General features: G+C 56.3%; 22 protein-coding genes. 4 read left to right on the top strand and 18 right to left on the bottom strand.

Features of this window, described 5'->3' with window-relative positions; all coding sequences use genetic code 11:
* Nucleotides 1-307: 307 nt before the first annotated feature.
* The 4 genes from hemG to pepQ are packed head-to-tail and all read right to left on the bottom strand — an operon-like array spanning nt 308 to nt 4,291.
* Nucleotides 308-841: a menaquinone-dependent protoporphyrinogen IX dehydrogenase gene (hemG, locus tag ACX8ZY_RS18770; RefSeq protein ID WP_033773286.1), complete on the bottom strand. Its 534-nt coding sequence runs from the start codon at nt 839-841 to the stop codon at nt 308-310.
* 17 nt (nt 842-858) lie between these two features.
* Nucleotides 859-2,310 carry a Trk system potassium transporter TrkH gene (trkH, locus tag ACX8ZY_RS18775; protein WP_010257200.1) on the bottom strand — a complete coding sequence of 484 codons (1,452 nt, stop codon included), beginning with the start codon at nt 2,308-2,310 and terminating at the stop codon, nt 859-861.
* 32 nt (nt 2,311-2,342) lie between these two features.
* On the bottom strand, nt 2,343-2,960 hold the full coding sequence (locus ACX8ZY_RS18780) for an IMPACT family protein (RefSeq protein WP_010257205.1): 618 nt from the start codon (nt 2,958-2,960) through the stop codon (nt 2,343-2,345).
* Nucleotides 2,960-4,291, bottom strand: a complete 1,332-nt coding sequence (gene pepQ, locus ACX8ZY_RS18785) for a Xaa-Pro dipeptidase (RefSeq protein ID WP_122889811.1) — start codon at nt 4,289-4,291, stop codon at nt 2,960-2,962. The genes ACX8ZY_RS18780 and pepQ overlap by 1 nt, the downstream gene beginning before the upstream one ends.
* Nucleotides 4,292-4,477: 186 nt before the next feature.
* Here pepQ and fadB point away from each other — a divergent pair, with 186 nt between their 5' ends.
* Together fadB and fadA are read left to right on the top strand one after the other, a co-directional pair.
* The gene (gene fadB, locus ACX8ZY_RS18790; RefSeq protein WP_459260531.1) at nt 4,478-6,661 is read left to right on the top strand and encodes a fatty acid oxidation complex subunit alpha FadB; all 2,184 of its coding nucleotides are present in this window, start codon (nt 4,478-4,480) and stop codon (nt 6,659-6,661) included.
* Between the two features lie 10 nt (nt 6,662-6,671).
* Entirely contained in the window at nt 6,672-7,835 is a 1,164-nt protein-coding gene (gene fadA / locus ACX8ZY_RS18795) for an acetyl-CoA C-acyltransferase FadA (protein ID WP_010257216.1), read from the top strand.
* A gap of 80 nt (nt 7,836-7,915) precedes the next feature.
* Here the strand turns inward: fadA and fre are convergent, their stop codons facing one another.
* From fre to pepE, 3 genes are all read right to left on the bottom strand, one after another.
* Nucleotides 7,916-8,617 carry an NAD(P)H-flavin reductase gene (gene fre / locus ACX8ZY_RS18800; protein WP_158132085.1) on the bottom strand — a complete coding sequence of 234 codons (702 nt, stop codon included), beginning with the start codon at nt 8,615-8,617 and terminating at the stop codon, nt 7,916-7,918.
* Nucleotides 8,618-8,658: 41 nt separating this feature from the next.
* Nucleotides 8,659-10,143 carry a 4-hydroxy-3-polyprenylbenzoate decarboxylase gene (gene ubiD / locus ACX8ZY_RS18805; protein WP_010257222.1) on the bottom strand — a complete coding sequence of 495 codons (1,485 nt, stop codon included), beginning with the start codon at nt 10,141-10,143 and terminating at the stop codon, nt 8,659-8,661.
* Nucleotides 10,144-10,223: 80 nt separating this feature from the next.
* Nucleotides 10,224-10,949, bottom strand: a complete 726-nt coding sequence (gene pepE, locus ACX8ZY_RS18810) for a dipeptidase PepE (RefSeq protein WP_022624874.1) — start codon at nt 10,947-10,949, stop codon at nt 10,224-10,226.
* Nucleotides 10,950-11,155: 206 nt separating this feature from the next.
* Here pepE and rfaH point away from each other — a divergent pair, with 206 nt between their 5' ends.
* Nucleotides 11,156-11,644 carry a transcription/translation regulatory transformer protein RfaH gene (rfaH, locus tag ACX8ZY_RS18815; protein WP_010257230.1) on the top strand — a complete coding sequence of 163 codons (489 nt, stop codon included), beginning with the start codon at nt 11,156-11,158 and terminating at the stop codon, nt 11,642-11,644.
* On the opposite strand, the gene tatD is transcribed toward rfaH, so the two are convergent.
* The 10 genes from tatD to udp form a co-directional block, all read right to left on the bottom strand.
* Nucleotides 11,641-12,423 (bottom strand): 3'-5' ssDNA/RNA exonuclease TatD, encoded by a 783-nt coding sequence (gene tatD / locus ACX8ZY_RS18820; RefSeq protein WP_010257234.1) that lies wholly within the window; start codon nt 12,421-12,423, stop codon nt 11,641-11,643. The two genes, rfaH and tatD, sit on opposite strands and share 4 nt — an antisense overlap.
* An 88-nt stretch (nt 12,424-12,511) precedes the next feature.
* The gene (tatC, locus tag ACX8ZY_RS18825; protein ID WP_062759643.1) at nt 12,512-13,270 is read right to left on the bottom strand and encodes a Sec-independent protein translocase subunit TatC; all 759 of its coding nucleotides are present in this window, start codon (nt 13,268-13,270) and stop codon (nt 12,512-12,514) included.
* Complete coding sequence (tatB, locus tag ACX8ZY_RS18830) at nt 13,270-13,935, bottom strand: Sec-independent protein translocase protein TatB (RefSeq protein WP_346445777.1); 666 nt, start codon at nt 13,933-13,935, stop codon at nt 13,270-13,272. Before tatB ends, tatC begins: the two co-directional genes overlap by 1 nt.
* Nucleotides 13,936-13,938: 3 nt before the next feature.
* Nucleotides 13,939-14,193 (bottom strand): Sec-independent protein translocase subunit TatA, encoded by a 255-nt coding sequence (gene tatA, locus ACX8ZY_RS18835; RefSeq protein ID WP_010257244.1) that lies wholly within the window; start codon nt 14,191-14,193, stop codon nt 13,939-13,941.
* Between the two features lie 109 nt (nt 14,194-14,302).
* Entirely contained in the window at nt 14,303-15,940 is a 1,638-nt protein-coding gene (gene ubiB, locus ACX8ZY_RS18840) for a ubiquinone biosynthesis regulatory protein kinase UbiB (protein WP_010257248.1), read from the bottom strand.
* Complete coding sequence (gene ubiJ / locus ACX8ZY_RS18845; protein WP_010257253.1) at nt 15,937-16,542, bottom strand: ubiquinone biosynthesis protein UbiJ; 606 nt, start codon at nt 16,540-16,542, stop codon at nt 15,937-15,939. Before ubiJ ends, ubiB begins: the two co-directional genes overlap by 4 nt.
* 11 nt (nt 16,543-16,553) lie before the next feature.
* Complete coding sequence (ubiE, locus tag ACX8ZY_RS18850) at nt 16,554-17,312, bottom strand: bifunctional demethylmenaquinone methyltransferase/2-methoxy-6-polyprenyl-1,4-benzoquinol methylase UbiE (RefSeq protein WP_008926452.1); 759 nt, start codon at nt 17,310-17,312, stop codon at nt 16,554-16,556.
* Between the two features lie 75 nt (nt 17,313-17,387).
* Nucleotides 17,388-18,887: a DNA recombination protein RmuC gene (gene rmuC, locus ACX8ZY_RS18855; RefSeq protein WP_010257260.1), complete on the bottom strand. Its 1,500-nt coding sequence runs from the start codon at nt 18,885-18,887 to the stop codon at nt 17,388-17,390.
* An 85-nt stretch (nt 18,888-18,972) separates the two neighbouring features.
* Nucleotides 18,973-20,241, bottom strand: a complete 1,269-nt coding sequence (locus ACX8ZY_RS18860; protein WP_425021249.1) for a tetratricopeptide repeat protein — start codon at nt 20,239-20,241, stop codon at nt 18,973-18,975.
* Between the two features lie 92 nt (nt 20,242-20,333).
* On the bottom strand, nt 20,334-21,095 hold the full coding sequence (udp, locus tag ACX8ZY_RS18865) for a uridine phosphorylase (RefSeq protein WP_045140888.1): 762 nt from the start codon (nt 21,093-21,095) through the stop codon (nt 20,334-20,336).
* A gap of 303 nt (nt 21,096-21,398) precedes the next feature.
* Between udp and ACX8ZY_RS18870 the strand changes: the two genes are divergently transcribed.
* Nucleotides 21,399-22,232: a dienelactone hydrolase family protein gene (locus ACX8ZY_RS18870; RefSeq protein WP_010257269.1), complete on the top strand. Its 834-nt coding sequence runs from the start codon at nt 21,399-21,401 to the stop codon at nt 22,230-22,232.
* A 55-nt stretch (nt 22,233-22,287) separates the two neighbouring features.
* On the opposite strand, the gene metE is transcribed toward ACX8ZY_RS18870, so the two are convergent.
* Nucleotides 22,288-24,558 (bottom strand): 5-methyltetrahydropteroyltriglutamate--homocysteine S-methyltransferase, encoded by a 2,271-nt coding sequence (metE, locus tag ACX8ZY_RS18875; RefSeq protein ID WP_346437580.1) that lies wholly within the window; start codon nt 24,556-24,558, stop codon nt 22,288-22,290.
* Nucleotides 24,559-24,563: the final 5 nt, after the last annotated feature.

A 24,563-nucleotide genomic window follows, 5' to 3' on the forward strand; every position in this document is an offset into this window, starting at 1 on the left:
GAGACGCTGATATCAATCCTGCGAGTGCCCACACAGATTGTCTGATAAATTGTTAAAGAGCAGTGCGAACAGTGCGTTAGCGTCCTGTCGCGAGGTGGCGTATATTACGCTTTCCTCCTGCAGAGTCAACCTCTTTCTCAGAAGTTTTTCTCCGGCGGCGCAGTCTCCTGTGCCTCTCAACCCGATTCCCGTTGCCGGTGTTCCGTGTCGATGGAGGCGCATTATAGGGGAGTTCGCGCGGGCTGACAAGTGTTTATTACGAAAAGATTATCGTTCGCAGTAATTTTCATCAAATCGCGCTATTTCGCTACGATTTGCCTGGTAACTGTGCAAAATCATTGGCAAAAGTGCTTACCTGCTGCCAGTCCGTGTACTCCACTTCTTTCGTCGAATCTGTCTCACCACCGGTCATGCGCATAATCAACTGGATCATGACGCGATCGAACCAGCGATAGCGCGGATAATAGAGCGCGCCTGCGAACACGGCACAGCAATCAGGCTGCCACGGCGAGTGTGCCAGGAACTTCTGCGTATAGGCATTGGTTTCAGGAGAGCGCTTCTCAGGTTTGCGCGCCGTCAGGTTCACCGAAAAGAAACCGCTGGTTCGCTGCTGCAACTCATGAAGGTGTTGTTTAACGAACTTATCGACGACCGGCTGAAAATGGCCATAGCGGATAGATGCGCCAATTAACACACGATCATACTGTGCCCAGTCAGGCAGAGTGGCATCCTGAATGTTCAGTACATCACACTGCTGCTGCTGACGGATCACATCAGCAATAGAAGAGGCAATCTTCTTGGTTTGTCCGTCGCGAGTGGAATAGAGAATCAGCGCTTTCATGTCAGCATCCTTATTAATTATTCACGCCAGAAAGTAGGCGTAAACAGCACCAGCAAGGTGAATACCTCGAGACGCCCGAATAACATGGTGGAAATAAGAATCCATTTCGCCACGTCATTCATTGAAGTGAAGTTATCAGCTACGACCCCTAAGCCAGGGCCGAGGTTATTGAGCGTCGCGGCAACGGCAGCAAAAGCCGAGAAGTCGTCAACGCCGGTGGCGATGATCGCCAGCATGCTGATCAGGAACACCAGCGCATAAGCCGAGAAGAATCCCCATACGGCTTCAAGGATACGTTCCGGCAGCGCCCGGTTGCCCAGCTTAATGGTGTAGACCGCATTGGGGTGAACCAGACGCTTAAGCTCACGGTTACCCTGCTTGCATAACAGCAGTATGCGAATCACCTTCAGACCACCGCCGGTTGAACCGGCACAGCCGCCGATAAAGGCGGAGCACAACAGCAGTACCGGCAGGAACAATGGCCAGCGTGCGATGCTGTCGGTCGTGAATCCCGCCGTCGTCGCCATGGAGACCACCTGGAAAAAGGCCTGGTTCAGCGTCTGCCAGCCACTTTCATAGACATTATGGAACCAGAGCACCAGGGTACAGATCAACACCAGCGTCAGCTGAACGCCAATAAACATGCGGAACTCAGGGTCGCGCCAGTACACACGCAGATTGCGTCCGCTTAACATGGCAAAGTGCAGGCCGTAGTTGCAGCCGGAGATCAGCAGAAACACCGCCACGATGGTATTGATAGTGCCACTGTTAAAATAGCCGATACTGGCATCATGGGTTGAGAAGCCGCCAATGGCGATAGTCGAGAAACTGTGGCCAATGGCATCAAACGCTGGCATTCCCGCCAGCCACAATGCCAGCGCACAGGCTATCGTCAGCAGGACGTAGATCAGCCAGAGTGTTTTAGCCGTCTCGGCGATACGCGGTCGCATTTTATTATCTTTCAGCGGCCCCGGCATTTCAGCGCGATAGAGCTGCATGCCCCCGACGCCCAGAATCGGCAGTATCGCCACGGCTAATACGATGATCCCCATACCGCCCAGCCACTGCAGCATCTGCCGATAGAAGAGAATCGCCTTAGGCAACGAGTCCAGCCCCACCAGCGTGGTGGCACCGGTGGTTGTCAGGCCAGAGAAAGATTCAAAGAACGCATCCGTCACCGAAAGATGCGGCTGTTCGGCAAAGATAAAGGGCATCGCCCCTACGCTGCCCAGCACCGTCCAGAACAGGACCACAATCAGAAACCCTTCCCGCGGTTTGAGTTCGGTTTTCTTTTTGCGATTCGGCCACCACAGCAGCGAGCCGATCACCAGCGCCATCATAAAAGTCTGGCTAAACGCCCGCCCTGCGCCATCGCGATAAATTAAGGCGACCAGGCCGGGCAAAATCATCGTCACTGAAAAGAGGATCACCAGCAGACCGACTATGCGGGTAATGGCGCGAAAGTGCATTCAGCCGTTCCTTTAAATAAAAGAGATGAACATCATGGTGTGAGCGGGATCAGCGATAACGCGCCCCGACTAAAGTCTGACAGATTTTTTTTGAACCCGTCGATCTGTCCGTAAGGTACAGCCAGCGTCAACGCAATACGATCCTGAAACTGGCTGTCGGTCACCTTACCTTCAAAACGCTGTACCAGCCGTTCAATATCACTGAGCTGTGCATAGTCACATTGCAAAGTGAACAGCTTCATCGGCACTTTGCGCTGCCGTGGCAGCTGCTTAAGCCCCTGCTGGACGCCACCACCATATGCTTTCACTAAGCCGCCGGTTCCCAGCATGATGCCACCGTAGTAACGCACCACCACAGCGGTAATCTCGCCAATATCCGCGCCCATCAGTTGCGCCAGCATCGGTTTCCCTGCCGTACCCGAAGGTTCACCATCATCAGAGAAACCGAGTTGCTGAGAATCATTCGGCGCGCCCGCTACCCAGGCCCAGCAGTGATGCCGGGCAGTGGGATGCTCGCTTTTAACCTGCTGGACAAACGCGCGCGCTGCCTCTGCACCCTCGGTGTGCGCCAGTAGCGTAATGAAGCGACTCTTTTTGATTGTCTCCTCACTGCTGCTTACTGGCACAGCGGGAATATCAAAGGCCTCCATCAGGCCAGATGCAGATCGCGGGTCATGTTCTCAACGCGATGCGCATGGATCACCACGTTATCCTCGATACGAATCCCGCCATAAGGCCGAAGCGCATCAATGACCTGCCAGTTAAAGTGCTGACTGAAACGACCTTCACGCAGCGGCTTCAGTAACGAATCAATAATATAGAAGCCCGGCTCAATGGTTAATACCATGCCCGGTTGCAGCACGCGGGTGCAGCGAAGATAAGGATATTGCGCTGGCGCGGCGAGATGGGTGCCCTGCTCATCCTGCATAAAACCGGCAACGTCATGGACCTGCAGACCCAGCGGATGCCCCAGGCCATGTGGCATAAACGGACCGGTCAGATCTTCAGCCACCAGCGCTTCTTCGCTGATTCCCTGAACCAGCTCAAACTTCAGCAACATCTTCGCAATACGCTGATGCATCTGAAGGTGGTAATCGGTGTAGCGTACGCCCGGTTTCAGCGTGGCTATCAGGGCCAGCTCTTCAGTGTTCATCGCCTCAACCATTCTGGCATAGAGCGAACTGCTCTGCGCCGCATAGCTGCGGGTCAAATCAGCGGCATAGCCAAGATACTCGGCACCCGCATCAATCAAAAAGCTATGGCGTTTCGCCGGTGGCTGATGATCCAGCCGGGTGTAGTGCAGCACCGCAGCGTGCTCATTCAGCGCAATGATATTGCCGTAAGGTACATCGGTGTCGCGATGACCGGTAGCGGTCAGATACGCCTGATTGATATCGAACTCACTTAAGCCCGCCGAGAACGCCTCTTTCGCCGCGCGATGACCGGCAACCGCCAGCTTCTGCGCCTGGCGCAGACAGGCGAGTTCATAATCAGTTTTGATGCTGCGATGGAAGTGCAGGAAGTCGATTACCGCTTTGGGATTAATATTGCCAGAGGCGATGCCGAGCTGAGACGCACGCGCGTTAACCGGGCCGATATAGGCGACGTTATCACGCTGTGCAGGCAGCAACTGCGCTATCTCATCCGCATTTTTCAGGCCGATAACGTCGACATCCCCGGTCCAGAAGCTATCCGGCAACGGTTCAACGTTATGCCAGTAATCCACCGGAGAGTAGAACCAGAGTTTCGGTTTGTTCACCCCATCAATCCAGAGCCAGCAGTTGGGCACCTGCGTCACCGGCACCCAGGCCTTGAACTGCGGATTCACCTTAAACGGATAAGTGTGATCATCCAGAAACACCGTCAACAACTCACCGGAATGGATCAACATCGCATCCAGTTTATTGCGTGCCAGCACCTGCTGCGCCCGTTGTTGCAACGTGGCGATGTGCGCGTGATACAAGGTCTTCAGTGAATCCATTGACGTCTCTCCAGTGTCGCGAAATGGCCGCAGTTTAGCATACCCCTTGCGCAGATGCCGAAGTCGGCGCAGCTGTGATCTTGTTAGCAAATAAGCAAAGACCAGTTTGCAAAAAATTAACATCGCTCCCACACTCACGATCATCTGGTATGACCAGATCACTTTTCGCGGTTTCAGGAGACGCACATGCTCTACCAAGGCGCTAACCTTACTCTTCACTGGCTGGACGATGGCATCGCCGAGCTGGTTTTTGACGCTACGGGCTCGGTCAACAAGCTCGATACGCAAACTGTCGCCAGCCTGGGCGAGGCAATAGCTGTGCTGGAGCAGCAGCCAGAACTGGGCGGCCTGCTGCTGAGCTCCGCTAAACCTGCCTTTATTGTAGGGGCAGATATCACCGAGTTCCTTTCACTGTTTGATGCACCCACCGAAAAACTGAGCCAGTGGCTGAGTTACGCCAACAGCATCTTCAATCGTCTGGAAGATTTGCCGGTACCGACTCTGGCCGCCATTGACGGCTATGCACTGGGCGGCGGATGTGAATGCGTACTGGCAACCGATCTGCGTATCGCTACTGCGGACGCCCGTATTGGCCTGCCGGAAACCAAACTCGGCATCATGCCGGGATTTGGCGGCAGCGTGCGATTGCCGCGCCTGCTGGGCGCCGACAGTGCGCTGGAAATTATTGCGGCGGGAAAAGATGTCGATGGCAATGCCGCTCTTAAACTCGGTCTGGTCGATGCGGTGGTGTCTCGCGAGAAACTGCGTGAGGCGGGAATCACTATGCTTAAGGCCGCTGCCACTGATGGCAGCTGGCGCGCCCGCCGGGCCCCTAAGCTGGCTCCGCTGAAATTCAGCCCGATTGAAGCGGCCATGAGCTTCACTATCGCGAAAGCCATGGTGCTGCAAACCGCAGGCAAGCATTATCCCGCTCCGCTGATGGCGGTAAAAACCATTGAAGCTGCAGCCAGCCTTGGCCGCGATGACGCGCTGAAGCTTGAAACCGCAGCGTTTGTGCCGCTGGCCCAGTCTGATGAAGCACGCGCGCTGGTCGGCATCTTCCTCAACGACCAGTACGTGAAAGGTCTGGCGAAAAAGCGCGGCAGCGAAAGCGGCGCACCCGCTCAGGCAGCGGTACTGGGCGCAGGCATCATGGGTGGCGGCATCAGCTACCAGTCTGCGTGGAAAGGCGTGCCGGTCAGAATGAAAGATATTAATCCACAGGCGTTAACGCTGGGGATGAACGAAGCCAGCAAGCTGCTCAATAAGCTGCTGGAACGCGGCAAAATCGACGGCAACAAACTCGCCAGTGTGATCGCCACTATCCAGCCCACGCTGGATTACGCCGGTTTTGAACAGGCTGATGTGGTGGTTGAAGCGGTGGTAGAGAATCCGCTGATCAAGGCAAAAGTGCTGGCGGAAACCGAACAGCATCTGCGTGAAGATGCGATTCTGGCCTCCAATACCTCGACCATTCCCATCAGCCAGCTGGCGCAGGCGCTGCAGCGTCCGGAAAACTTCTGCGGCATGCACTTCTTCAATCCGGTACCGCGTATGCCGCTGGTAGAGGTGGTTCGTGGCGAGAAAACCAGTGAAGCGACCCTGAGCAAAGTGGTGGCCTGGGCCAGCAAAATGGGCAAAACCCCGATCGTAGTGAATGACTGTCCGGGCTTCTTTGTTAACCGGGTGCTGTTCCCCTACTTCGCCGCTTTCAGCCTGCTGCTGCGCGACGGCGCCGATTTCCGTCAGATTGATAAAGTGATGGAAAAACAGTTTGGCTGGCCGATGGGCCCCTCATGGCTGCTGGATGTGGTCGGCATCGATACCGCGCACCACGCGCAAAGCGTCATGGCTGACGGTTTCCCGGATCGTATGAAGCATGACTATCGTGATGCGATCGATCTGCTGTTTGATGCCGGTCGTTTTGGCCAGAAAAATGGCAAAGGCTTCTGGCGCTGGGAAGAAGATAAAAAGGGCAAGCTGACAAAAGTGGCTGATACCGAAGTGGATACGCTGCTGGAGCAGGTCTGCCAGCCTAAGCGGGTCTTCAGCGACGAAGAGATCCTGAATCGCATGATGCTGCCAATGCTGAATGAAGTAGTGCGCTGTCTGGAAGAGAAGATTATCGCCTCGCCAGCTGAAGCGGATATGGCGCTGGTCTATGGTCTCGGCTTCCCGCCTTTCCGTGGCGGCGCTTTCCGCTATCTCGATACCCTGGGCAACAGCAATGTGGTGGATCAGGCCCGGCGTTATAGCGCGCTCGGAGGCTTATATGCCCTGCCTGCGCTGCTGGTGCAGAAAGCCCATCAGCATGAAAGCTGGTATCCCGCCGCCAAACCGATTGATGAAGCCGCGCTGAAAAGCGCCTGAGGGCAAAAAGATGGAAAATGTGGTGATTATTGATGCGGTGCGCACGCCAATGGGACGTTCAAAAGGCGGCGCCTTTCGTCACGTGCGCGCTGAAGATCTCTCTGCGCACCTGATGCGCGAACTCCTGAGCCGCAACCCGGCGGTGAACCCGACATCACTGGACGATATCGTCTGGGGCTGCGTACAGCAGACGCTGGAACAGGGATTTAATATCGCGCGTAACGCCGCGCTGCTGGCCGAAATCCCGCATTCAGTGCCGGCCACCACCGTCAACCGACTGTGTGGCTCTTCAATGCAGGCGCTGCATGATGCGGCCCGCGCCATTATGGTCGGTGATGCGCAATGCTGTCTGATCGGTGGCGTGGAGCATATGGGACATGTGCCGATGAATCACGGCGTCGACTTTCATCCCGGTCTGGGCCGTACTGTGGCAAAAGCAGCAGGCATGATGGGCTTAACGGCTGAAATGCTGGCACGGATGCATCATATCAGCCGTGAGCAGCAGGATGCATTTGCCCTGCGTTCACACCAGCGGGCCTGGCAGGCCACCCAGCGTGGGGACTTTGCAACAGAGATTGTCGCCACCTATGGTCACGACAGCGACGGCATTCTTAAACGCTATGACTTCGATGAGGTGATTCGCGAGGAGACCAGCGCCGAAGGACTGGCGGCACTCAAACCCGCCTTCGATCCGGTTAACGGCACCGTCACGGCGGGTACATCGTCGGCGTTGTCAGATGGCGCGGCCGCCATGCTGGTCATGAGTGAATCACGCGCCCGTGAACTGGGGCTGACACCGCGCGCGCGCATCCGCAGCATGGCGGTGGTGGGCTGTGATCCTTCGATTATGGGTTATGGACCGGTACCGGCCAGCAAACTGGCATTGAAACGGGCGGGACTGAGCGTCAGTGATATCGATGTGTTTGAGCTGAACGAAGCCTTTGCCGCGCAGACGCTGCCCTGCATCAAGGACCTAGGTTTGCTGGAACGGATGGATGATAAGGTCAATCTGAATGGCGGCGCGATTGCGTTAGGCCATCCGCTGGGCTGCTCCGGCGCACGCATCAGCACGACATTGCTGAATATTATGGAGCGACGCGATGCCCGTTTTGGCCTCGCCACCATGTGTATCGGACTGGGTCAGGGCATTGCGACCGTATTCGAGCGTCTGTAATACGTTGAGTCTTACTTTGTCAGATTTACCCGCCGTAAACCGGCGGGTTTTTTCTGTCTGCTACAGGCTGCTACAGGGAATCAGATAAAGGCAAACGCATCGCCATACATCTGTGACTCCACTGCGCTACGCTCGGCACAGAAACGATCGCGGGCAATCTTCGCCATCTCAAAACGTCCGGCGATGTAGATCTCATGCTCGCTCAGCGTACTGAAATCCTGCATTACTGCCGTCAGTACCGTGCCTGAACGGCCCTGCCAGCCCGCTTCAGGTTGCTCGACAACCGGGATCACCTTCAGGTTCGGGTGCTTCACCGCCAGCGCATCCAGCTCTTCCAGATCGTACAGATGCTTGAGCTCACGTCCGCCCCAGTAAATGGCGATATCGCGCTCTGGCTGTTCCGCCAGTGCAGTGAGCAGAATCGAACGGGCATAGGAGAAACCGGTGCCGCCTGCAATCAGGATCAGCGGCTTGCTGCTCTCTTCACGCAGCCAGGCATCGCCGTGCGGCATATCAACCGTGATCTGGCGATCGTTACGGATGCGATCCATGACGGCCATGGCATAGAGGTTCAGATCGGACGCGCCGATATGCAGCTCAATGATATCTTTTTCCATCGGCGTTGAGGCCAGTGAGAACGGACGCTTGTCACGCTCGTCCATCACCACCATCAGATACTGTCCCGCGCGAAAACTGAATTCCGCTTCAGGGATCAGGCGAACGCGATAGACCGTGTCGGTAATCGCCTCAACCGAAGTTACTTTACAGCTTAACGTTGTCATGCGTTCCCTCTGTCGGGTCGTCTTTATGGTTGTGCTCGCCATCAACGCTGTGGCGGCTGATCAAAAATACCTAGCTCATCCCAGATAGCATCAATGCGCGCGGTGACCGCAGGATCTTTGACGATAGGTGTACCCCATTCGCGCTGCGTTTCACCTGGCCACTTATTGGTCGCATCCATCCCCATCTTCGATCCCAGCCCGGAAACGGGCGAAGCGAAATCGAGATAATCGATTGGGGTATTTTCCACTAATACCGTATCGCGGGCCGGATCCATACGCGTAGTGATCGCCCAGATCACGTCGTTCCAGTCACGCGCATTAACGTCATCGTCACACACAATAACAAATTTGGTGTACATGAACTGCCGCAGAAACGACCAGACGCCAAACATGACACGTTTGGCATGCCCCGCGTACTGCTTTTTAATCGTCACGACCGCCAGCCGGTATGAACATCCTTCTGGCGGCAGATAGAAGTCCACGATCTCCGGGAACTGCTTCACCAGAATCGGCACCAGCACTTCATTCAGCGCCACACCCAGCACCGCAGGTTCATCTGGCGGACGGCCGGTATAGGTGGAGTGATAGATAGGCTTATGGCGCTGCGTAATATGCGTAACGGTAAACACCGGGAAGCTATCTACTTCATTGTAGTAGCCGGTGTGGTCGCCGTAAGGTCCTTCCGGCGCCATATCGCCCGCTTCGATATACCCTTCCAGCACGATTTCCGCACTGGCGGGAACTTCGAGATCGTTCGAGAGGCATTTCACTACTTCGGTTTTATTGCCGCGCAGTAAACCGGCAAACGCATATTCTGACAGCGTATCAGGCACCGGCGTTACGGCCCCAAGGATAGTGGCGGGATCGGCACCCAGCGCCACCGAGACCGGAAAACGCTCACCCGGATGCGCTTTCGTCCACTCCAGATAATCGAGCGCACCGCCACGGTGCGACAGCCAGCGCATGATCAGACGATTTTTGCCGATCACCTGCTGCCGGTAGATCCCAAGATTCTGCCGCTCTTTGTGCGGGCCGCGCGTCACGGTCAGCCCCCAGGTAATCAGCGGTGCCGCATCGCCCGGCCAGCACTTCATCACCGGAATCCGCGTCAGATCGACTTCATCGCCGCTGAACACCTCTTCCTGACAGGGTGCATTGCGCAGGCGTTTGGTCGGCATGTTCAGGACCTGCTTAAACTGCGGCATCTTATCGAACAGATCGCGGAAGCCTTTTGGCGGCTCCGGCTCTTTCAGGAAGGCCAGCAGTTTACCCACTTCACGCAGTGCGCTGACCTCTTCCTGGCCCATGCCCATTGCCACACGCTTTGGTGTGCCGAACAGATTGCACAGCACCGGCATGTCGTACCCTTTCGGGTTTTCAAACAGCAGAGCCGGGCCACCGGCACGCAGAGTGCGGTCGGCGATTTCGGTCATTTCCAGTTCAGGATCGATCGACTGGGTAATGCGCTTTAGCTCACCGCGCTGTTCGAGCAGCGCGAGAAAGTCTCTTAAATCGTGATATTTCATGCGGCTTTAGCTTTCCGGCCAGAGTGAATCGGCCATTATAGGTCTGATTAAGCGGTTATGCTGAGGTTTATATGGCAGCGTCATACGCACTGAAAGGGAACCAGCGGTTGTAACGCGCGGGCATCGTGATACCCCTGAATCGGCTCGCCGTGGCGAAACAGTTTAAAATCTTCGTTTCGCACGCTGTGATAGCGCAGCTGATTGTCGTGAACGTGCAGAAAACTGCCTTCACGCAGTGCAATCACCGACTCAGTCGGATTAACTGCACAGAACTCTGCCAGCCGTTCGTCACGGGTTTCGCCCATATGACTGCTGACGCTGGCATCCAGATAGTGGGGATTAATCTGCACCGGAAAGAGTCCCAGCGCAGGCAGCACCACGCTGCTGCGCACCGGCATATCGTTCGTGGTACGGATTGAGGGCGTCGCCACGTTGCAGCCTGCGCTCCAGCCGACATAAGGTACCTGCCGCTCCCGCACCGCGCGCTGAATCGCCCCGATCAGACCCTGCTCATGCAGCATCTGATTCAGGAACCACGTGTTGCCGCCGCTGACTAAAATCAGCTCTGCCTGCGCAATCGCTTCAGCCGGTGAGGCGAATGCCTGAACCCGCTCAACCTGAATGCCCAGTGAGGCACTGAGTTCGGCGGCGCGTTGCTGCTGATCGCCACGAATAATCGCATAGGGGATCAGTACCGCCGAGCGGATAGCGCGTCGGGCGATCATGGCGTGCAGCTGCGGCTGCGCATAGCCCAGCAGCGGCGCATCATCCGCCAGCTTGCCGTTGCTCAACAGAAAGAGTTCCATCAGAGGATCCTTTTGCAGATGTGATGGACATTGAGTCTGATACAGAGCAATAGCAGACGTCAATTTTCAGTCACCTTTTCTACTGCCATCGGGCATCTTAAGAAAAGTCTCAGTTTATTTTCTTTGCGGGACGCTTTACCCTGCCCCTGCGCTATAACTCTGGCAGCAGGTTTGCTATTCTTAGCGTCCATTCAATGGGAGCAGTTATGGAATCCTGGTACTTACTCTATTGCAAACGTGGACAGCTACTGCGCGCGAAGGAGCATCTGGAGCGGCAGGAAGTGCATTGCCTCAGCCCGATGATCGCTCTGGAAAAGATCGTGCGCGGTAAACGCACCACCGTGAGTGAGCCACTGTTCCCGAATTATCTGTTTATCGAGTTTGATCCGGAAGCCATTCACACCACGACGATCAGCAGCACCCGTGGCGTCAGCCACTTCGTGCGCTTTGGCACGACGCCCGCGACCGTGCCTTCAGCCGTGATTGAAGCGCTGGAAACAGACGTCCCGCAAATCCTGCTTGACCCTGAAACGCCGCAAAGCGGTGATGAAGTGGTCATCACCGACGGGACGTTTGAAGGGCTGCGCGCTATCTTTGCCGAGCCGGATGGTGAAACGCGCTCAATTCTGTTGCTTAATTTGCTGAACAAGCAGGTGATGCGCAGCGTCGACAACAAGCAGTTCCGCAAGATTTAAGCCAGTCTGAATAACGTCCGCGCATTATGGTCGATGCGGGTCGCCAGTTCCTCAGCACTCTCACCACGCCATGTCGCCACCTGGTGCACAATATGCGGTAAAAAGCAGGGTTCATTACGGCGCGAAGTCGGGCGTGGACGCATGTCGCGCGGCAGCAGATATGGGGCATCCGTTTCCAGCAGCAGGCGATCGGCCGGAATCAGTGGCAGCAGCTCGCGCAACTCCAGACCACGGCGCTCATCGCATACCCAGCCCGTAATCCCTACCGATAATCCCATGCCCAGACAGGCTTCCAGTTCATCACGCGTGCCGGTAAAGCAGTGGATTACCGCGCCAGGCAGTTTTGGCAGCCAGGGCGCCAGCACTGCGGCGAAACGCGCATGGGCTTCGCGGCAGTGCAGAAAGACCGGCATATTGAGTTCTGCCGCCAGAGCCAGCTGCGCATCAAACGCATACTCCTGCTGCTCATGAGCCGACAGATTGCGATTGAAATCGAGTCCGCATTCACCGATGGCAACCACTTCCGGTTTTTCAGCCAGGCGACGCAGGGTGCTGGCAATTTCCGTTGACCATTCGCTGGCATGATGAGGATGGACGCCCGCGGTAGACCAACAGAAGCCCGCTTGATCTTCAGCCAGTCGCTGAGCCTGCTGGCTCTCCAGCGCGTTAGTGCCGGTAATAAGCATGCCGGTGACGCCCGCATCACGCGCGCGTTTAACCACCTTTTGCCGGTCGGAGGCGAATTGCGTGCTGGTCAGGTTTACACCGATATCAAACATAATTTTTCCCACAGTTTATAAACAAAAACCGCCCATCAGGGCGGTTTGGATTGATCGCTTCCCGCCAGTGCGGGTAAAGCTGTCCGCATCAGGAGTCGGTATTCTCTTCTTCATCCTGTAACCGGCGGCCTTTACCCACATAGTAACGGGAAAAGAATACGCCGACTTCAAACAGGCAGTACATCGGAATAGCGAGCAAAGTTTGGGAAAAAACATCCGGCGGTGTGAGCAACATCCCGACCACGAAGGCGCCCACCAGAATATAGGGACGTTTCTTCTTCAACTCTTCCGGGCTGGTGATACCGGTCCAGCACAGCAACACAATCGCCACCGGCACCTCAAACGCCACGCCAAATGCCATAAACAGCGTCATGACAAAATCGAGGTATTTGGAGATATCCGTTGCTACAGTCACGCCGATCGGCGCTGTCTTGGTGAAAAAACCAAATGCCAGCGGGAAGACCACGAAATAGGCAAAGGCCACGCCGAAGTAGAACAGGAAGGTGCTGGAAAACAGCAGCGGCATAACCAGCCTGCGCTCATGACGGTAAAGCGCCGGGGCGACAAATGCCCAGACCTGATAGAGGATCACCGGCACCGCAAGAAACACCGACACTATAATGGTCAGCTTAATCGGGGTGAAAAACGGTGAGGCCACATCGGTCGCGATCATGCTGGAGCCCACCGGCATCTGGCTGATTAGCGGTGCCGCAACCAGCTGGTAGATGTCGTTGGCGAAATAAACCAGCACCAGGAAAATCCCTAATACGGCGATGATGCAGTTCAGTAGTCGCTTACGCAGCTCAATCAGATGACTGATGAGCGGTTGGGTATCTTCAACGGCCATTATCGTTCATCACTTGCAGAAGAGGGGGTAGCGGACTGACGCGCAGGATCGGCCGGCCTGGCGACGTCGCCAGTGGGTGCCTGTGCCGGTGCGCTGGCAACAGCGGTTGGTGCGGCAGAGGATTGCACCGCCGGACCTGATGAAACCGCTGAAGAAGCCGGTGCAGGAGCAGTGGCGACGGCAGAAGGTGCGGCAGAGGGCTGCACCGCCGGGGCTGAGTCTGAAACCGCAGACGGTGTCTGTGCCGGGGCACTGGCCTGATGTTCTGCTGTAGCCGGTGTCGCCGAAGGCTCAGCCGGAGCAGGCGCGGGCCTGTGCTGAGCCGAATGGATGGTGTTTGCCTCGTCTTCCTCTTTTTCAATGTCGATGCTCTGACTGACCGAGCGTTTCATTGAATCCGCAGTTTTACGCAGCTCTTCCATCGACTCTTTCAGCTCAGGTGAGAGCGTGCCACGGCCCGCTTCTTCCACCTTTTTCAGGCTCTCCTGCAACTCCTGCAGCTTGAGCTCCTGCGCCAGTTCATGTTGTACATTGGCTGCCAGCGAACGAATCGCCCTGATCCAGCCGACCACGGTTTTCACCGCAACCGGTAAACGTTGCGGGCCGAGTACAATCAGCCCGATCACGAACACCAATACCAGTTCACTAAAACCAATATCAAACACGGTTTACACCTGCTTGTCGTTCTTGGCTTCTTCTTTGTTAGCCGAAGTTTGCTGTTTGTCCGCCAGCGTTTTGGCAGCGAAGTCAGCGTCCTGCTCTTTCGGTTGATCCTTTTTGTCGTCCTCGTCACCCATGGCTTTTTTGAAGCCACGAATCGAAGAACCCAAATCTGAACCCAGATTACGTAATTTGTTGGTACCGAACAGAAGTACAACAATCACGGCAATGATTAACAATTGCCAGATACTGATACCGCCCATGAGATAGCCTCTAATATTCTGTGAAAACGATGAGGTAATGCACCACAGAGTGCCCTTTTCAACCGGGCCTGAGCCAGCGACATTACCTTTTTTTAGACGGACGTGACAATCAGTTTGTCTTACGCCAGCCGATTAACCAGGAGACAATTCCTGCGGCCATCAAAACCGCCGGGAAAAAGTCCCAATCCGGTCGGGTGAGCAGCACAGCCGTTCCGCTTAACAGCAACGTTGCACCGACGCCGAACAGGTAACGCGCCTGATGGTGCCGGACGCGCTGCGCATTCATATCGCCCACTAATTTATCGACGCTGTGCCGCAAAAGTTTGTGCTGGCGCATGCTGTCGTAAAACAGCTCCGGCAGCTCAGGGAGCTTCTCAGCCCAGAATGGCGCTTTCTCTTTTACCGCACGGATAATAGCCGGTAATCCCACCTGATCTTTGATCCACTCTTCCAGGAAGGGCTTGGCTGTCTTCCACAGGTCGAGCTGCGGATAGAGCTGACGGCCGATGCCTTCAACATAGAGCAGCGTTTTTTGCAGCAGGACCAGCTGCGGCTGCACTTCCATATTAAAGCGGCGTGCGGTGTTGAACAGGTTCAGCAGCACATGCCCAAAGGAGATTTCAGCCAGCGGTTTTTCAAAAATCGGCTCGCAGACCGTGCGAATCGCAAACTCGAAATCTTCTACGTTGGTATCGGGCGGCACCCAGCCTGAGTCAACGTGCAACTCCGCGACCTTACGGTAGTCACGGTTGAAGAAGGCGATAAAGTTTTCAGCCAGATAGCGCTTATCTTCTTTGTTCAGTGAACCCACGATACCGCAGTCGATGCCGATATATTGTGGATCTTCCGGATGTTCATAGCTGACAAAAATATTGCCAGGATGCATATCCGCATGGAAGAAGCTGTCGCGGAAGACCTGGGTGAAGAAGACCTGCACGCCACGTTCTGCCAGCAGCTTCATATTAACGCCATGACGCTCCAGCGTGGCTACGTCTGAAATCGGAATGCCGTAGATGCGCTCCATCACCATCATGGTTTCGCTGCAGTAGTCGGAATAGACTTCCGGCACATAGAGCATGCGGCTATCTTCAAAATTCCGGCGCAACTGAATGGCGTTGGCCGCTTCACGTAACAGATTCAGCTCATCAAGCAGGGTTTTCTCATAATCGCGCACCACCTCGACCGGACGCAGACGACGGCCATCCGGCAACAGGCGCGGGACCCAGCGGGCCAGGCGATAGATCAGCTTCATGTCCGCCCGAATCACCGGCAAAATATCGGGGCGAATCACTTTGATCACCACTTTCTTGCCAGTTGATTTCAGCGTGGCGGTGTGCACCTGCGCAATGGATGCCGAAGCCAGTGGCTTGATATCAAAATCATCAAACCAGGTTTCAATCGGCGCGCCCATTGAAGCTTCAATCTGCGCTTTGGCTTTGACGCCATCGAACGGCGCAACACGGTCCTGCAGGATCGCCAGTTGATCGGCAATCAGCGGCGGGAAGAGATCACGACGGGTCGACAGCATCTGGCCAAACTTGATCCAGACCGGACCCAGCTGCTCCATCGCCATGCGCATACGTGCGCCGATCGGTTCATGCTGATGCAGATTAGGGATCCAGAAAACAGAGCGACGCCACAGGCGAAACAGGAAAGTGAGGCGTGTCTGAGGAATCAGTTCATCAAGGCCATAGGTCAGAAACACCTTCATGATCAGATATAAGCGGCGGATCTCTCCAAAACTCATTTTGCCTCCAGCTGCGCCAGACGCGCATCAAGCGCCTCAAGCGAACGTTCCATCGCGTCGACCTCCTCAGAAAACCAGGCTAATTCCAGCGAGCCAGGCGCAACACGCCACTCTTCGGTTATGGCCTGTCCGAGATAATCCTGGCGACGCTGCACTTCACCTTTGAAAAAGCGTAATGCCTGTTGTGAGCGCTGGCTGATCCCCTGTGCGGCGATATCGCCGACCCAGGGAGCCAGATATTCTGCCGGATCCAGCTCAGCCAGATCCATCAGCGCAGAGAACTGCTGCACCACCTGCAGGTCACCTTCAACCTGCAGTTCACCGCTACGGATCAGCGGCGTCAGCTGCTGGCGATCGCGCAGCTTCGGCAGGGTTTTCAGCGAGGTGATCACCGTGCAGTCACTGCGATCCTGCCAGTCAGCTAACACATCGACCTGCTGTTCACTGAAGACCAGCACCAGCGGATGAGAGAACTCATTCAGGCGCAGCGTCAGCACTTTGCCATTCAGGCGTTGCCGCGCCGGTTTCAGGCCACGATCGCGATAGAGAATACGGTTCAGCGCCGTTTCCAGGCCCGCGGTAATCAAGGGCGTCAGGTTCATTACCATCTCACTCAGAACTTAAATCCACGATGCAGCGCCACAATGCCGCCGGTCATATTGGAGTAAGTGGTATTTTCAAAACCAACATCGTTCATCATCGCTTTCAGGGTCTCCTGATCGGGATGCATGCGGATCGATTCGGCCAGATAGCGATAGCTCTCTGCATCCTGCGCCACCAGCTGTCCGATACGCGGCAGAATGTGGAACGAGTAGGCGTCATACGCTTTGCTCAGCGGATCCAGAACGGGTTTAGAGAACTCCAGCACCAGCAGGCGTCCGCCCGGCTTGAGTACCCGGAACATAGAGGCCAGCGCCTTCTCTTTTTCCGTAACGTTACGCAGGCCAAAAGAGATGGTAATGCAGTCGAAATAGTTATCGGGGAAAGGCAGGGCTTCGGCATTGGCCTGTACGTAACTCACGTTGCCGACCACGCCCTGATTGCGCAGCTTTTCGCGGCCCATCTTCAGCATGGAACTGTTGATATCGGCCAGTACCACCTGACCCGTTTCGCCCACCAGGCGAGAAAATTTAGCCGTCAGATCGCCGGTACCCCCCGCCAGATCTAACACGCGCTGACCGCGACGTACGCCGCTGCTGTCAATGGTAAAACGCTTCCAGATACGATGGACGCCAAACGACATCAAATCGTTCATCAGGTCATATTTTGCCGCTACGGAGTGAAACACGTCCGCGACTTTGTCAGCTTTTTCGCTTTTGGCGACCGTCTGAAAGCCAAAATGGGTAGTTTCCTGCTGTGATTCATCTGCCATCGGTTTTACCTGCTCCACAAACAATACTTCCCGAAGTGTATCAGAGTCACGGAAGTCAGGCACGCTGCGCCCATACTATTCGTGGAGGCGCCTCACATGCATCTCACTCTCATCCGCATCACTGTCATCATCTGCATCATCAGCCGCCCGGTTTTCCGGCATGGCACGTTCGGCCAGCTGAGGATTGATTGGTCGTTTGATCTCCACGCCCAGCGCTCGAAATCCTTCAGTCTGCGCAATCAGATTGCCGCGCCCTTCCGACAGCTTTTTCATCGCCTCGCGATAGCTGTTCTGTGCTTTATCCAGGCTGTGACCAATGCCGCTCATGTCATCGACAAACAGCCGCATCTTGTCATAGAGCCGCGTTGCCCGATCGGCAATACGCTGCGCATTGCGGCTCTGATGCTCATAGCGCCACAGATTATTAATGGTACGCAACGCCACCAGCAGCGTGGTGGGGCTGACCAGCATGATGTTCTGCTGCAGCGCCTCACCAATCAGCTCAGGCTGGCGGTCAATGGCCAGCAAAAAGGCGGGCTCCACCGGGATAAACATCAGCACATAATCCAGCGATCGTAAGCCGGGCAATTGTTGATAATCTTTTCGTCCCAGCAGGCGGATGTGCGCCCGCATGGCAGCGACATGTTCCTGAATAGCCTGCTCTCGTTCGATCTCATCATCCGCATTGAAGTAGCGCTCATAGGCCACCAGCGTCATTTTGGCGTCCACCACCACATCTTTGCCCTGCGGCAGGCGCACAATCACATCCGGCTGCATCCTGCCCTGCTGTTCTGACTGAATGCTCACCTGGGTTTCATATTCGTAGCCTTCACGCAGTCCGGAAGCTTCCAGTACCCGGCTCAGCACCACTTCACCCCAGTTACCCTGGATTTTATTATCGCCCTTCAGCGCTTTGGTCAGGTTAAGCGCCTCCTGCGCCATCTGCGCATTCAGCTGCTGTAACTGCCGGATTTCATGGGTCAGGGTATGTCGCTCACGCGCTTCTGCGCCAAAGCTTTCATGAACCTGACGACGGAAGCCATCAAGCTGTTCACGCAACGGACCAATCAGCCCGTCCAGACTTTGCCGGTTCTGTTCATCGACGCGACGGCCGCTGTTTTCGAAAATACGGTTGGCGAGGTTTTCAAACTGGGCGCTAAGGCGTTGTTCGCTGTTGGTCAGCAGGCGCTGTTTCTCTTCTGCGGCGAAACGGGTCTCTTCAAGGCGAATGGTCACCTCACGCAGCTCCGCTTCCTGTGCGCTGTTGACCTCCAGCTGATTGCGCAGTTCACGATTAAGCTGCTCACTTTCATTACGCCAGTAATCAAGCTGTTGCAGTCGCTCATTGGCGCCGCTCAGCGCGCCGTGCAGCTGACGAAGCTCCTGCTCACGCTGCTGCGTCTGCTGCTGAAGCTGTTCGATTTGCTGCTGCTGACGCTGTTGCGCCTCTTCCTGCAGACGGCGCTCGGTCTGGAAACTGGCGACCTGATGGCCGGCACGTAACTGTGCCAGCATCCAGCCAATCCCTAACCCGGCAAGCGCCAGACAGGCGCTGATAATGATGTGCTGATCCATGATTTCCCCCGCGACTCAGGCTGCTGAGGGAAAGGTAGAGTCGCACTGTATGAATGTCCAGATAATTTTAGCAGGATTCAGCGCCTTACAGCGCCACCACCGTGAGCTTGCCAGCCTGCCACTCATCAATCAGAAAAAACGGCATGGGCAATAGCCATTCACCCTTTTTAACCTGCGCCAGATAGTGCCAGGTTGTCCCGCCCGAGGTGATCGCGACGCGCTGTCTGCTTCCCTCAGCGGCGCTGGATTTGCCGGTCATACTGGCAAAACCGGCATTGCTGCCCACATGGAAATGCGGCGTCTGCCAGCGCACGGGGGCATGGTCAGGCCACGGCTGGGCCTGATGAAAATGAAACAGCGCATCGTGGCTCAGGAGGCTTTCACGCACCGTCGGCCACAACGCCACCTTGAGGAAATATTGATCGGTGAAGCGCTGGCTGCCCTGATACTGCGCAATGAAATCGCGCATCGCCTGTTCCACATCCCGGAAGACGCCGTGACAGCCGCCCCACATCCCTGCCAGCAGCAGCTCAGTATGGGAGAAGTAGTCACGCATATGGTGGAACCAGTAAGGCGACGCCAGCCAGGCGTTAACCGCCGCCGCTTCGCGCTCCGAGAGCAGCGAGTCGGCATCACGCACGATAAAACGCTTCACGCCAGGATCGTCCATCACCAGGAAACGCCACAGGGTCGGAAACAGCGTTTTCTCGTGGGACATATCGATCAGCTGGACGTGCGGCTGGTCAAGGCGCTGCCAGACATGCTGCGGCACGCTGTCATCGAGGTAGATGCGGCAGACCCAGCCGGGATAGAGCTCAGGCGCCACTTCAACGTTTTTGATTAAGGTTTCACAGTAGCGCGGCTGATCGCCATAGAGGCAGAAAGCGATGACATTCTGGTGCGGATGAGTGAGATCGACAGGCTCCGGTTGCGGAGCGGGAAACGTGGCGCGCTGCCCCTGACTGAAACGCGCATCAGAGCGCATCAGCGAGGCCAGCCCATGACGCGCCACCTCATCCTTTTTATCCAGCCAGCCACACACTTCGGTCAGGCCATCCAGCCAGGTTTCGGAGGCGGTAGCCTGCACCGCGGGCGGCGACTGATAAATCTTCTGGTAGATTTTGTACGATTTATTGTACTGACCCAGACGCAGCAGGCAGAGCGCGTAGTCGCTCAGCACCTGCATCTGATTGGGCATCGTGCGCAATACCTCTTCACAGCATTGAGCGGCCAGCGCATAGTCGCCCTGTTGCATGGCGGCACGGAAACGTTCGGCACTGCGTTCCAGCATGGCTTTGAGTGCGGCCGGATTAGCACCAGGGGCAGGACGTCGGACGGGAATAGTATTGCGCATAAAAACTCTCAGGTTTCACTGATATTACGCGCCGTTAACTACCGGCCGCAGGTTTTGAGTCTGGACAAAAAACCTGCTGCCAGACGCGGTCGTTATAGTAAGCGACGCGCCGCTTCGACCACAATCTTCACTGCGTCACTTTCTGTCTGTTTCATGGTGACCGCATCCGGGATCTCTTTCTGAGTGCGGTTCACAATCACGCCCGCCACCATGCCGGCTCGCAGACCCTGGCTGGCGCACATGGTTAACAGTGTAGCGGATTCCATCTCATAGTTGAGAACGCCCATATCCTGCCACTCTTTCATCGATCCCCTGAAGCGACTGACTACGCGGCCCGAGACGGTGTCGTAGCGCTCCTGACCCGGATAGAAGGTGTCAGAAGAGGCGGTGATGCCGATATGCGTTTTCGCGCCACAGGCTTCTGCGGCGGCAACCAGCGCGGTGGTGCAGGCGAAATCAGCCACTGCCGGAAACTCCATCGGCGCAAAATGCAGGCTGGCCCCGTCCAGGCGAACGGATGCGGTGGTCACCAGCACATCGCCGACATTGATATGCGGCTGGATAGCGCCCGTGGTACCGACACGCAGGAAGGTACGTACGCCAAGCTGTGCCAGCTCTTCGACCGCAATCGAGGTCGACGGACCGCCAATGCCGGTTGAGCAGACCACGACCGGCTTACCATCAATTTTTGCCAGCCAGGAGGTAAATTCACGGTGTGAGGCGAGATGCGTGGCATCTTCCATCAGTCCGGCAATTTTCTTCACGCGCTCCGGATCGCCCGGCACAATCGCCAGGGTGGCGCCCTGCAGATCGGCTTTGGTCAGGCCAAGATGGAAAACGTCAGACTGTGTCATTTTCAGACTCCTGTTAAGGGAAGGTAGCGCGCCACTCTACGCCAGCACGCCCAATAAATATGTGACAAAATTCACTTAAAAAAATGAAAGTTACATTTCCCGAAAGATAAATTGTGACAACAATCACACAATAGCATCTTCCTGGTGCGGATAGCTCTCGGTGGGGCTGTGTCAGGGTCAGCGCAATGTTAAAGAGGAGGATGATTTTATTCGCTGCTGATTCTGTGACCCGACACCTGGCGCATACGCTTTCCGGCCAGGCTATAGTTACGTGATTGCGCAAATGCTTGCACGGAGAGAATAATGAAACCCAGTGATAATATGGCACAAAAACCGGCGACGGGCGGCTTTGCCCCTGCCGTGCAGCCCACCGCCTCCACCACCATCATTACCGATAGCCCGGCGATTCAGGCGGGTGAAACCTCAGTGCCCAGTCAGGGCGAAAACATGCCGGCATTCTTTGCAAAACCCCAGTCAGCGGAAGGCCCATGGCCTGTCGTGCTGGTCGTGCAGGAGATCTTTGGTGTGCATGAACACATCCGGGATATCTGCCGCCGCCTGGCGCTGGAAGGCTATCTGGCGATTGCGCCTGAGCTCTATTTCCGCGAGGGCGATCCCGCTGAGTATAACGATATCCCCACGCTGTTCAGCGAGCTGGTCAGCAAAGTGCCTGACAGCCAGGTGCTGGCCGATCTCGATCATGCAGCCAACTGGGCCGCACGCAACGGCGGCGATATTCGTCGCATGGGCATCACCGGTTTTTGCTGGGGTGGCCGAATCAGCTGGCTCTACGCCGCGCATAACCCGCAACTGCGCGCCGCCGTGGCGTGGTATGGACGACTGACCGGTGAGCGCACGCTGAAGCAGCAGAAGCATCCTATTGATATTGCGGTCGATCTGAATGCGCCAGTATTAGGTTTGTATGGTGGCCAGGATGAGGGTATCCCGCTGGAGAGCGTCGAGCAGATGCGTCAGGCACTGCATGCCGCCAATGCAACCGCAGAGATCATCGTCTATCCCGAAGCGGGTCATGCCTTTAATGCTGACTATCGTGCAAGCTACCATGCTGAATCTGCCAATGATGGCTGGCAGCGGATGCTGGCCTGGTTCAGGCAGTATGGTGTTGCATCGCAGTAAATAAAAAAGGGGCGCTTATGCGCCCCTGATTTTTTCGTCCACCAGACCCGATTCCCTACGCCGTTTCTCCACGCAATTTCTTCGCTGCCGTCACCATGTTCGCCAGCGCCTGACGCGTTTCCGTCCAGCCCCGTGTTTTCAAACCGCAGTCCGGGTTCACCCACAGACGCGCTTCCGGAATACGTTTCGCCGCCTTAAGCAACAGTGCTTCTATCCACTCCACGCTGGGGACGTTAGGCGAATGGATGTCGTAGACGCCGGGGCCGATTTCATTCGGGTAGTCGAAGTTTTCAAACGCCTCCAGCAGGTCCATGTCAGATCGCGAGGTTTCGATGGTGATCACATCGGCATCCAGCGCCGCGATAGCGTCCATGATGTCGTTGAACTCGCAGTAACACATATGGGTGTGAATCTGGGTTTCATCCCGCGCCACCGCCGCATTCAGTCGGAAGGCCTCCACCGCCCAGTTCAGGTAGGCGGCCCACTCTGACTGATGCAGTGGCAGACCTTCACGCAGCGCAGGCTCATCAATCTGGATAATCCCGATGCCGGCATTCTCCAGGTCTTCGACTTCATCACGCAGCGCCAGCGCGATCTGTTTCGCGATGGTTTCGCGTGACACATCTTCACGCGGGAATGACCAGCAGAGGATGGTTACCGGACCGGTCAGCATCCCTTTTACCGGCTTGTTGGTCAGCGACTGGGCATATCTGGCCCACTCAACGGTGATCGCCTCCGGACGACTGACATCGCCGATGATGACAGGCGGTTTCACACAGCGTGAACCGTAGCTCTGAACCCAGCCATTCTGTGTAAAGACAAACCCCTCCAGATGTTCGCCGAAGTACTCAACCATGTCGTTACGTTCCGCTTCACCGTGAACCAGCACATCCAGCCCCAGCCGCTCCTGTTCGAGAATCGCCTGCTTAATGTGCTCCGCGATGCCGGTGCGGTAATGGTTGCTGTCGAGCCGGCCCTGTTTAAAGTCGAGGCGCAGGCCGCGAATTTCAGTGGTCTGCGGAAAAGAGCCGATGGTGGTGGTAGGCCAGGCTGGCAGATTGAAACGCTGACGCTGCAGGACCGCCCGCACCGGATAAGCGCTCTGGCGTTCACTGTGCTGTGGGGTAATGGCCTTAATACGCTGGCCCACCGCCGCATTATGCACGCGGCGGGAGTGAGCGCGGGCGTGTACCGGTGCGCTCCAGGCTTCCAGCGCCGTCGCATCGTTGTTGTTGAGTGCCTGACTCAGCAGTGATAGCTCGGCACATTTCTGCAGCGCAAAGGCGAACCAGCTTTTGACTTCATCATCCAGACGGGTCTCGACGCTCAGGTCGATAGGGCTGTGCAGCAGCGAGCAGGAGGAGCCGATCCACACCTGTTCACGCGCTCTGGTCAGCGGTTGCAAGCGGCTGAACCAGCGGCTCAGATCGGCGCGCCAGACGTTGCGTCCGTTGATCACGCCGAGCGACAGCAGCCAGCTGGCGGGCAGTTGCTGATTCAGTTGCTGAATATCATCACGACCATGGACCAGATCGACATGCAGCCCCTGCACCGGCAGCGCACGAATCACATCAATGTTCTGGCCGATGCTGTCAAAATAGGTGGTCAGCAGCAGTTTGCTGTGACCCTGCAGTGCGTCATACGCCGGCTGGAAGGCTTCGCGCCACGTCTGCGGCAGCTCCAGTGCCAGAGCGGGTTCATCAATCTGTACCCATTCGATGCCGCGCTTAGCCAGTTCCGCCAGCACCTGCTGATAGACCGGCAGAATTCCCTCCAGCAGCGACAGACGTTCAAACGGCTCACCCTTCACTTTACCCAGCCACAGATACGTCACCGGCCCCAGCAGCACTGGCTTGATGTTGTGTCCCAGCGCCAGTGCCTCATCCACCTCGTCCAGCAGTTGGGTCCAGGTCAGTTTAAACGTCTGACCCTGGGTAAATTCTGGCACCATGTAGTGATAGTTGGTGTTAAACCATTTGGTCATTTCTGCCGCCGCCGCAGGCTCACCGGTCGGCGCACGACCGCGTCCCAGGCGGAACAGGGTGTCGAGGTCTACGGTGCCGGCTTTGTTCTGATGACGCGCGGGCACGTTACCCAGCATCAGGCTGGTGGTCAGCACATGGTCATACCAGGCGAAATCGCCGACCGGCAGCAGATCGACGCCCGCCTCTTTCTGTTGTTGCCAGTGTCGTGCACGCAGCTCACGGCCCGTCGCCAGTAATGCCTGCTGCGTGCTGTCGCCAGCCCAGTAACTCTCCAGCGCTTTTTTCAGTTCACGGCGCAGGCCAATACGGGGAAAGCCGAGGGTATGGTTCAGGATAGTCATGTGCT

The organism is Pantoea sp. XAF26B01_ASV70, assembly GCF_054512635.1.

Bases quoted from the DNA above. Each gene is read 5' to 3' on its own strand.
- metE (WP_346437580.1), bottom strand. From the start codon at position 24,558: ATGACTATCCTGAACCATACCCTCGGCTTTCCCCGTATTGGCCTGCGC.
- ACX8ZY_RS18860 (WP_425021249.1), bottom strand. From the start codon at position 20,241: ATGCGCAATACTATTCCCGTCCGACGTCCTGCCCCTGGTGCTAATCCG.
- pepE (WP_022624874.1), bottom strand. From the start codon at position 10,949: ATGGAACTCTTTCTGTTGAGCAACGGCAAGCTGGCGGATGATGCGCCG.
- ubiD (WP_010257222.1), bottom strand. From the start codon at position 10,143: ATGAAATATCACGATTTAAGAGACTTTCTCGCGCTGCTCGAACAGCGC.
- pepQ (WP_122889811.1), bottom strand. From the start codon at position 4,291: ATGGATTCACTGAAGACCTTGTATCACGCGCACATCGCCACGTTGCAA.
- tatC (WP_062759643.1), bottom strand. From the start codon at position 13,270: ATGGCCGTTGAAGATACCCAACCGCTCATCAGTCATCTGATTGAGCTG.
- ubiB (WP_010257248.1), bottom strand. From the start codon at position 15,940: ATGAGTTTTGGAGAGATCCGCCGCTTATATCTGATCATGAAGGTGTTT.
- ACX8ZY_RS18780 (WP_010257205.1), bottom strand. From the start codon at position 2,960: ATGGAGGCCTTTGATATTCCCGCTGTGCCAGTAAGCAGCAGTGAGGAG.
- hemG (WP_033773286.1), bottom strand. From the start codon at position 841: ATGAAAGCGCTGATTCTCTATTCCACTCGCGACGGACAAACCAAGAAG.
- rmuC (WP_010257260.1), bottom strand. From the start codon at position 18,887: ATGGATCAGCACATCATTATCAGCGCCTGTCTGGCGCTTGCCGGGTTA.
- ubiJ (WP_010257253.1), bottom strand. From the start codon at position 16,542: ATGAACCTGACGCCCTTGATTACCGCGGGCCTGGAAACGGCGCTGAAC.
- ubiE (WP_008926452.1), bottom strand. From the start codon at position 17,312: ATGGCAGATGAATCACAGCAGGAAACTACCCATTTTGGCTTTCAGACG.
- tatD (WP_010257234.1), bottom strand. From the start codon at position 12,423: ATGTTTGATATCGGTGTAAACCTGACCAGCACGCAATTCGCCTCCGAC.
- tatA (WP_010257244.1), bottom strand. From the start codon at position 14,193: ATGGGCGGTATCAGTATCTGGCAATTGTTAATCATTGCCGTGATTGTT.
- udp (WP_045140888.1), bottom strand. From the start codon at position 21,095: ATGACACAGTCTGACGTTTTCCATCTTGGCCTGACCAAAGCCGATCTG.
- rfaH (WP_010257230.1), top strand. From the start codon at position 11,156: ATGGAATCCTGGTACTTACTCTATTGCAAACGTGGACAGCTACTGCGC.
- fadB (WP_459260531.1), top strand. From the start codon at position 4,478: ATGCTCTACCAAGGCGCTAACCTTACTCTTCACTGGCTGGACGATGGC.
- trkH (WP_010257200.1), bottom strand. From the start codon at position 2,310: ATGCACTTTCGCGCCATTACCCGCATAGTCGGTCTGCTGGTGATCCTC.
- fre (WP_158132085.1), bottom strand. From the start codon at position 8,617: ATGACAACGTTAAGCTGTAAAGTAACTTCGGTTGAGGCGATTACCGAC.
- ACX8ZY_RS18870 (WP_010257269.1), top strand. From the start codon at position 21,399: ATGAAACCCAGTGATAATATGGCACAAAAACCGGCGACGGGCGGCTTT.
- fadA (WP_010257216.1), top strand. From the start codon at position 6,672: ATGGAAAATGTGGTGATTATTGATGCGGTGCGCACGCCAATGGGACGT.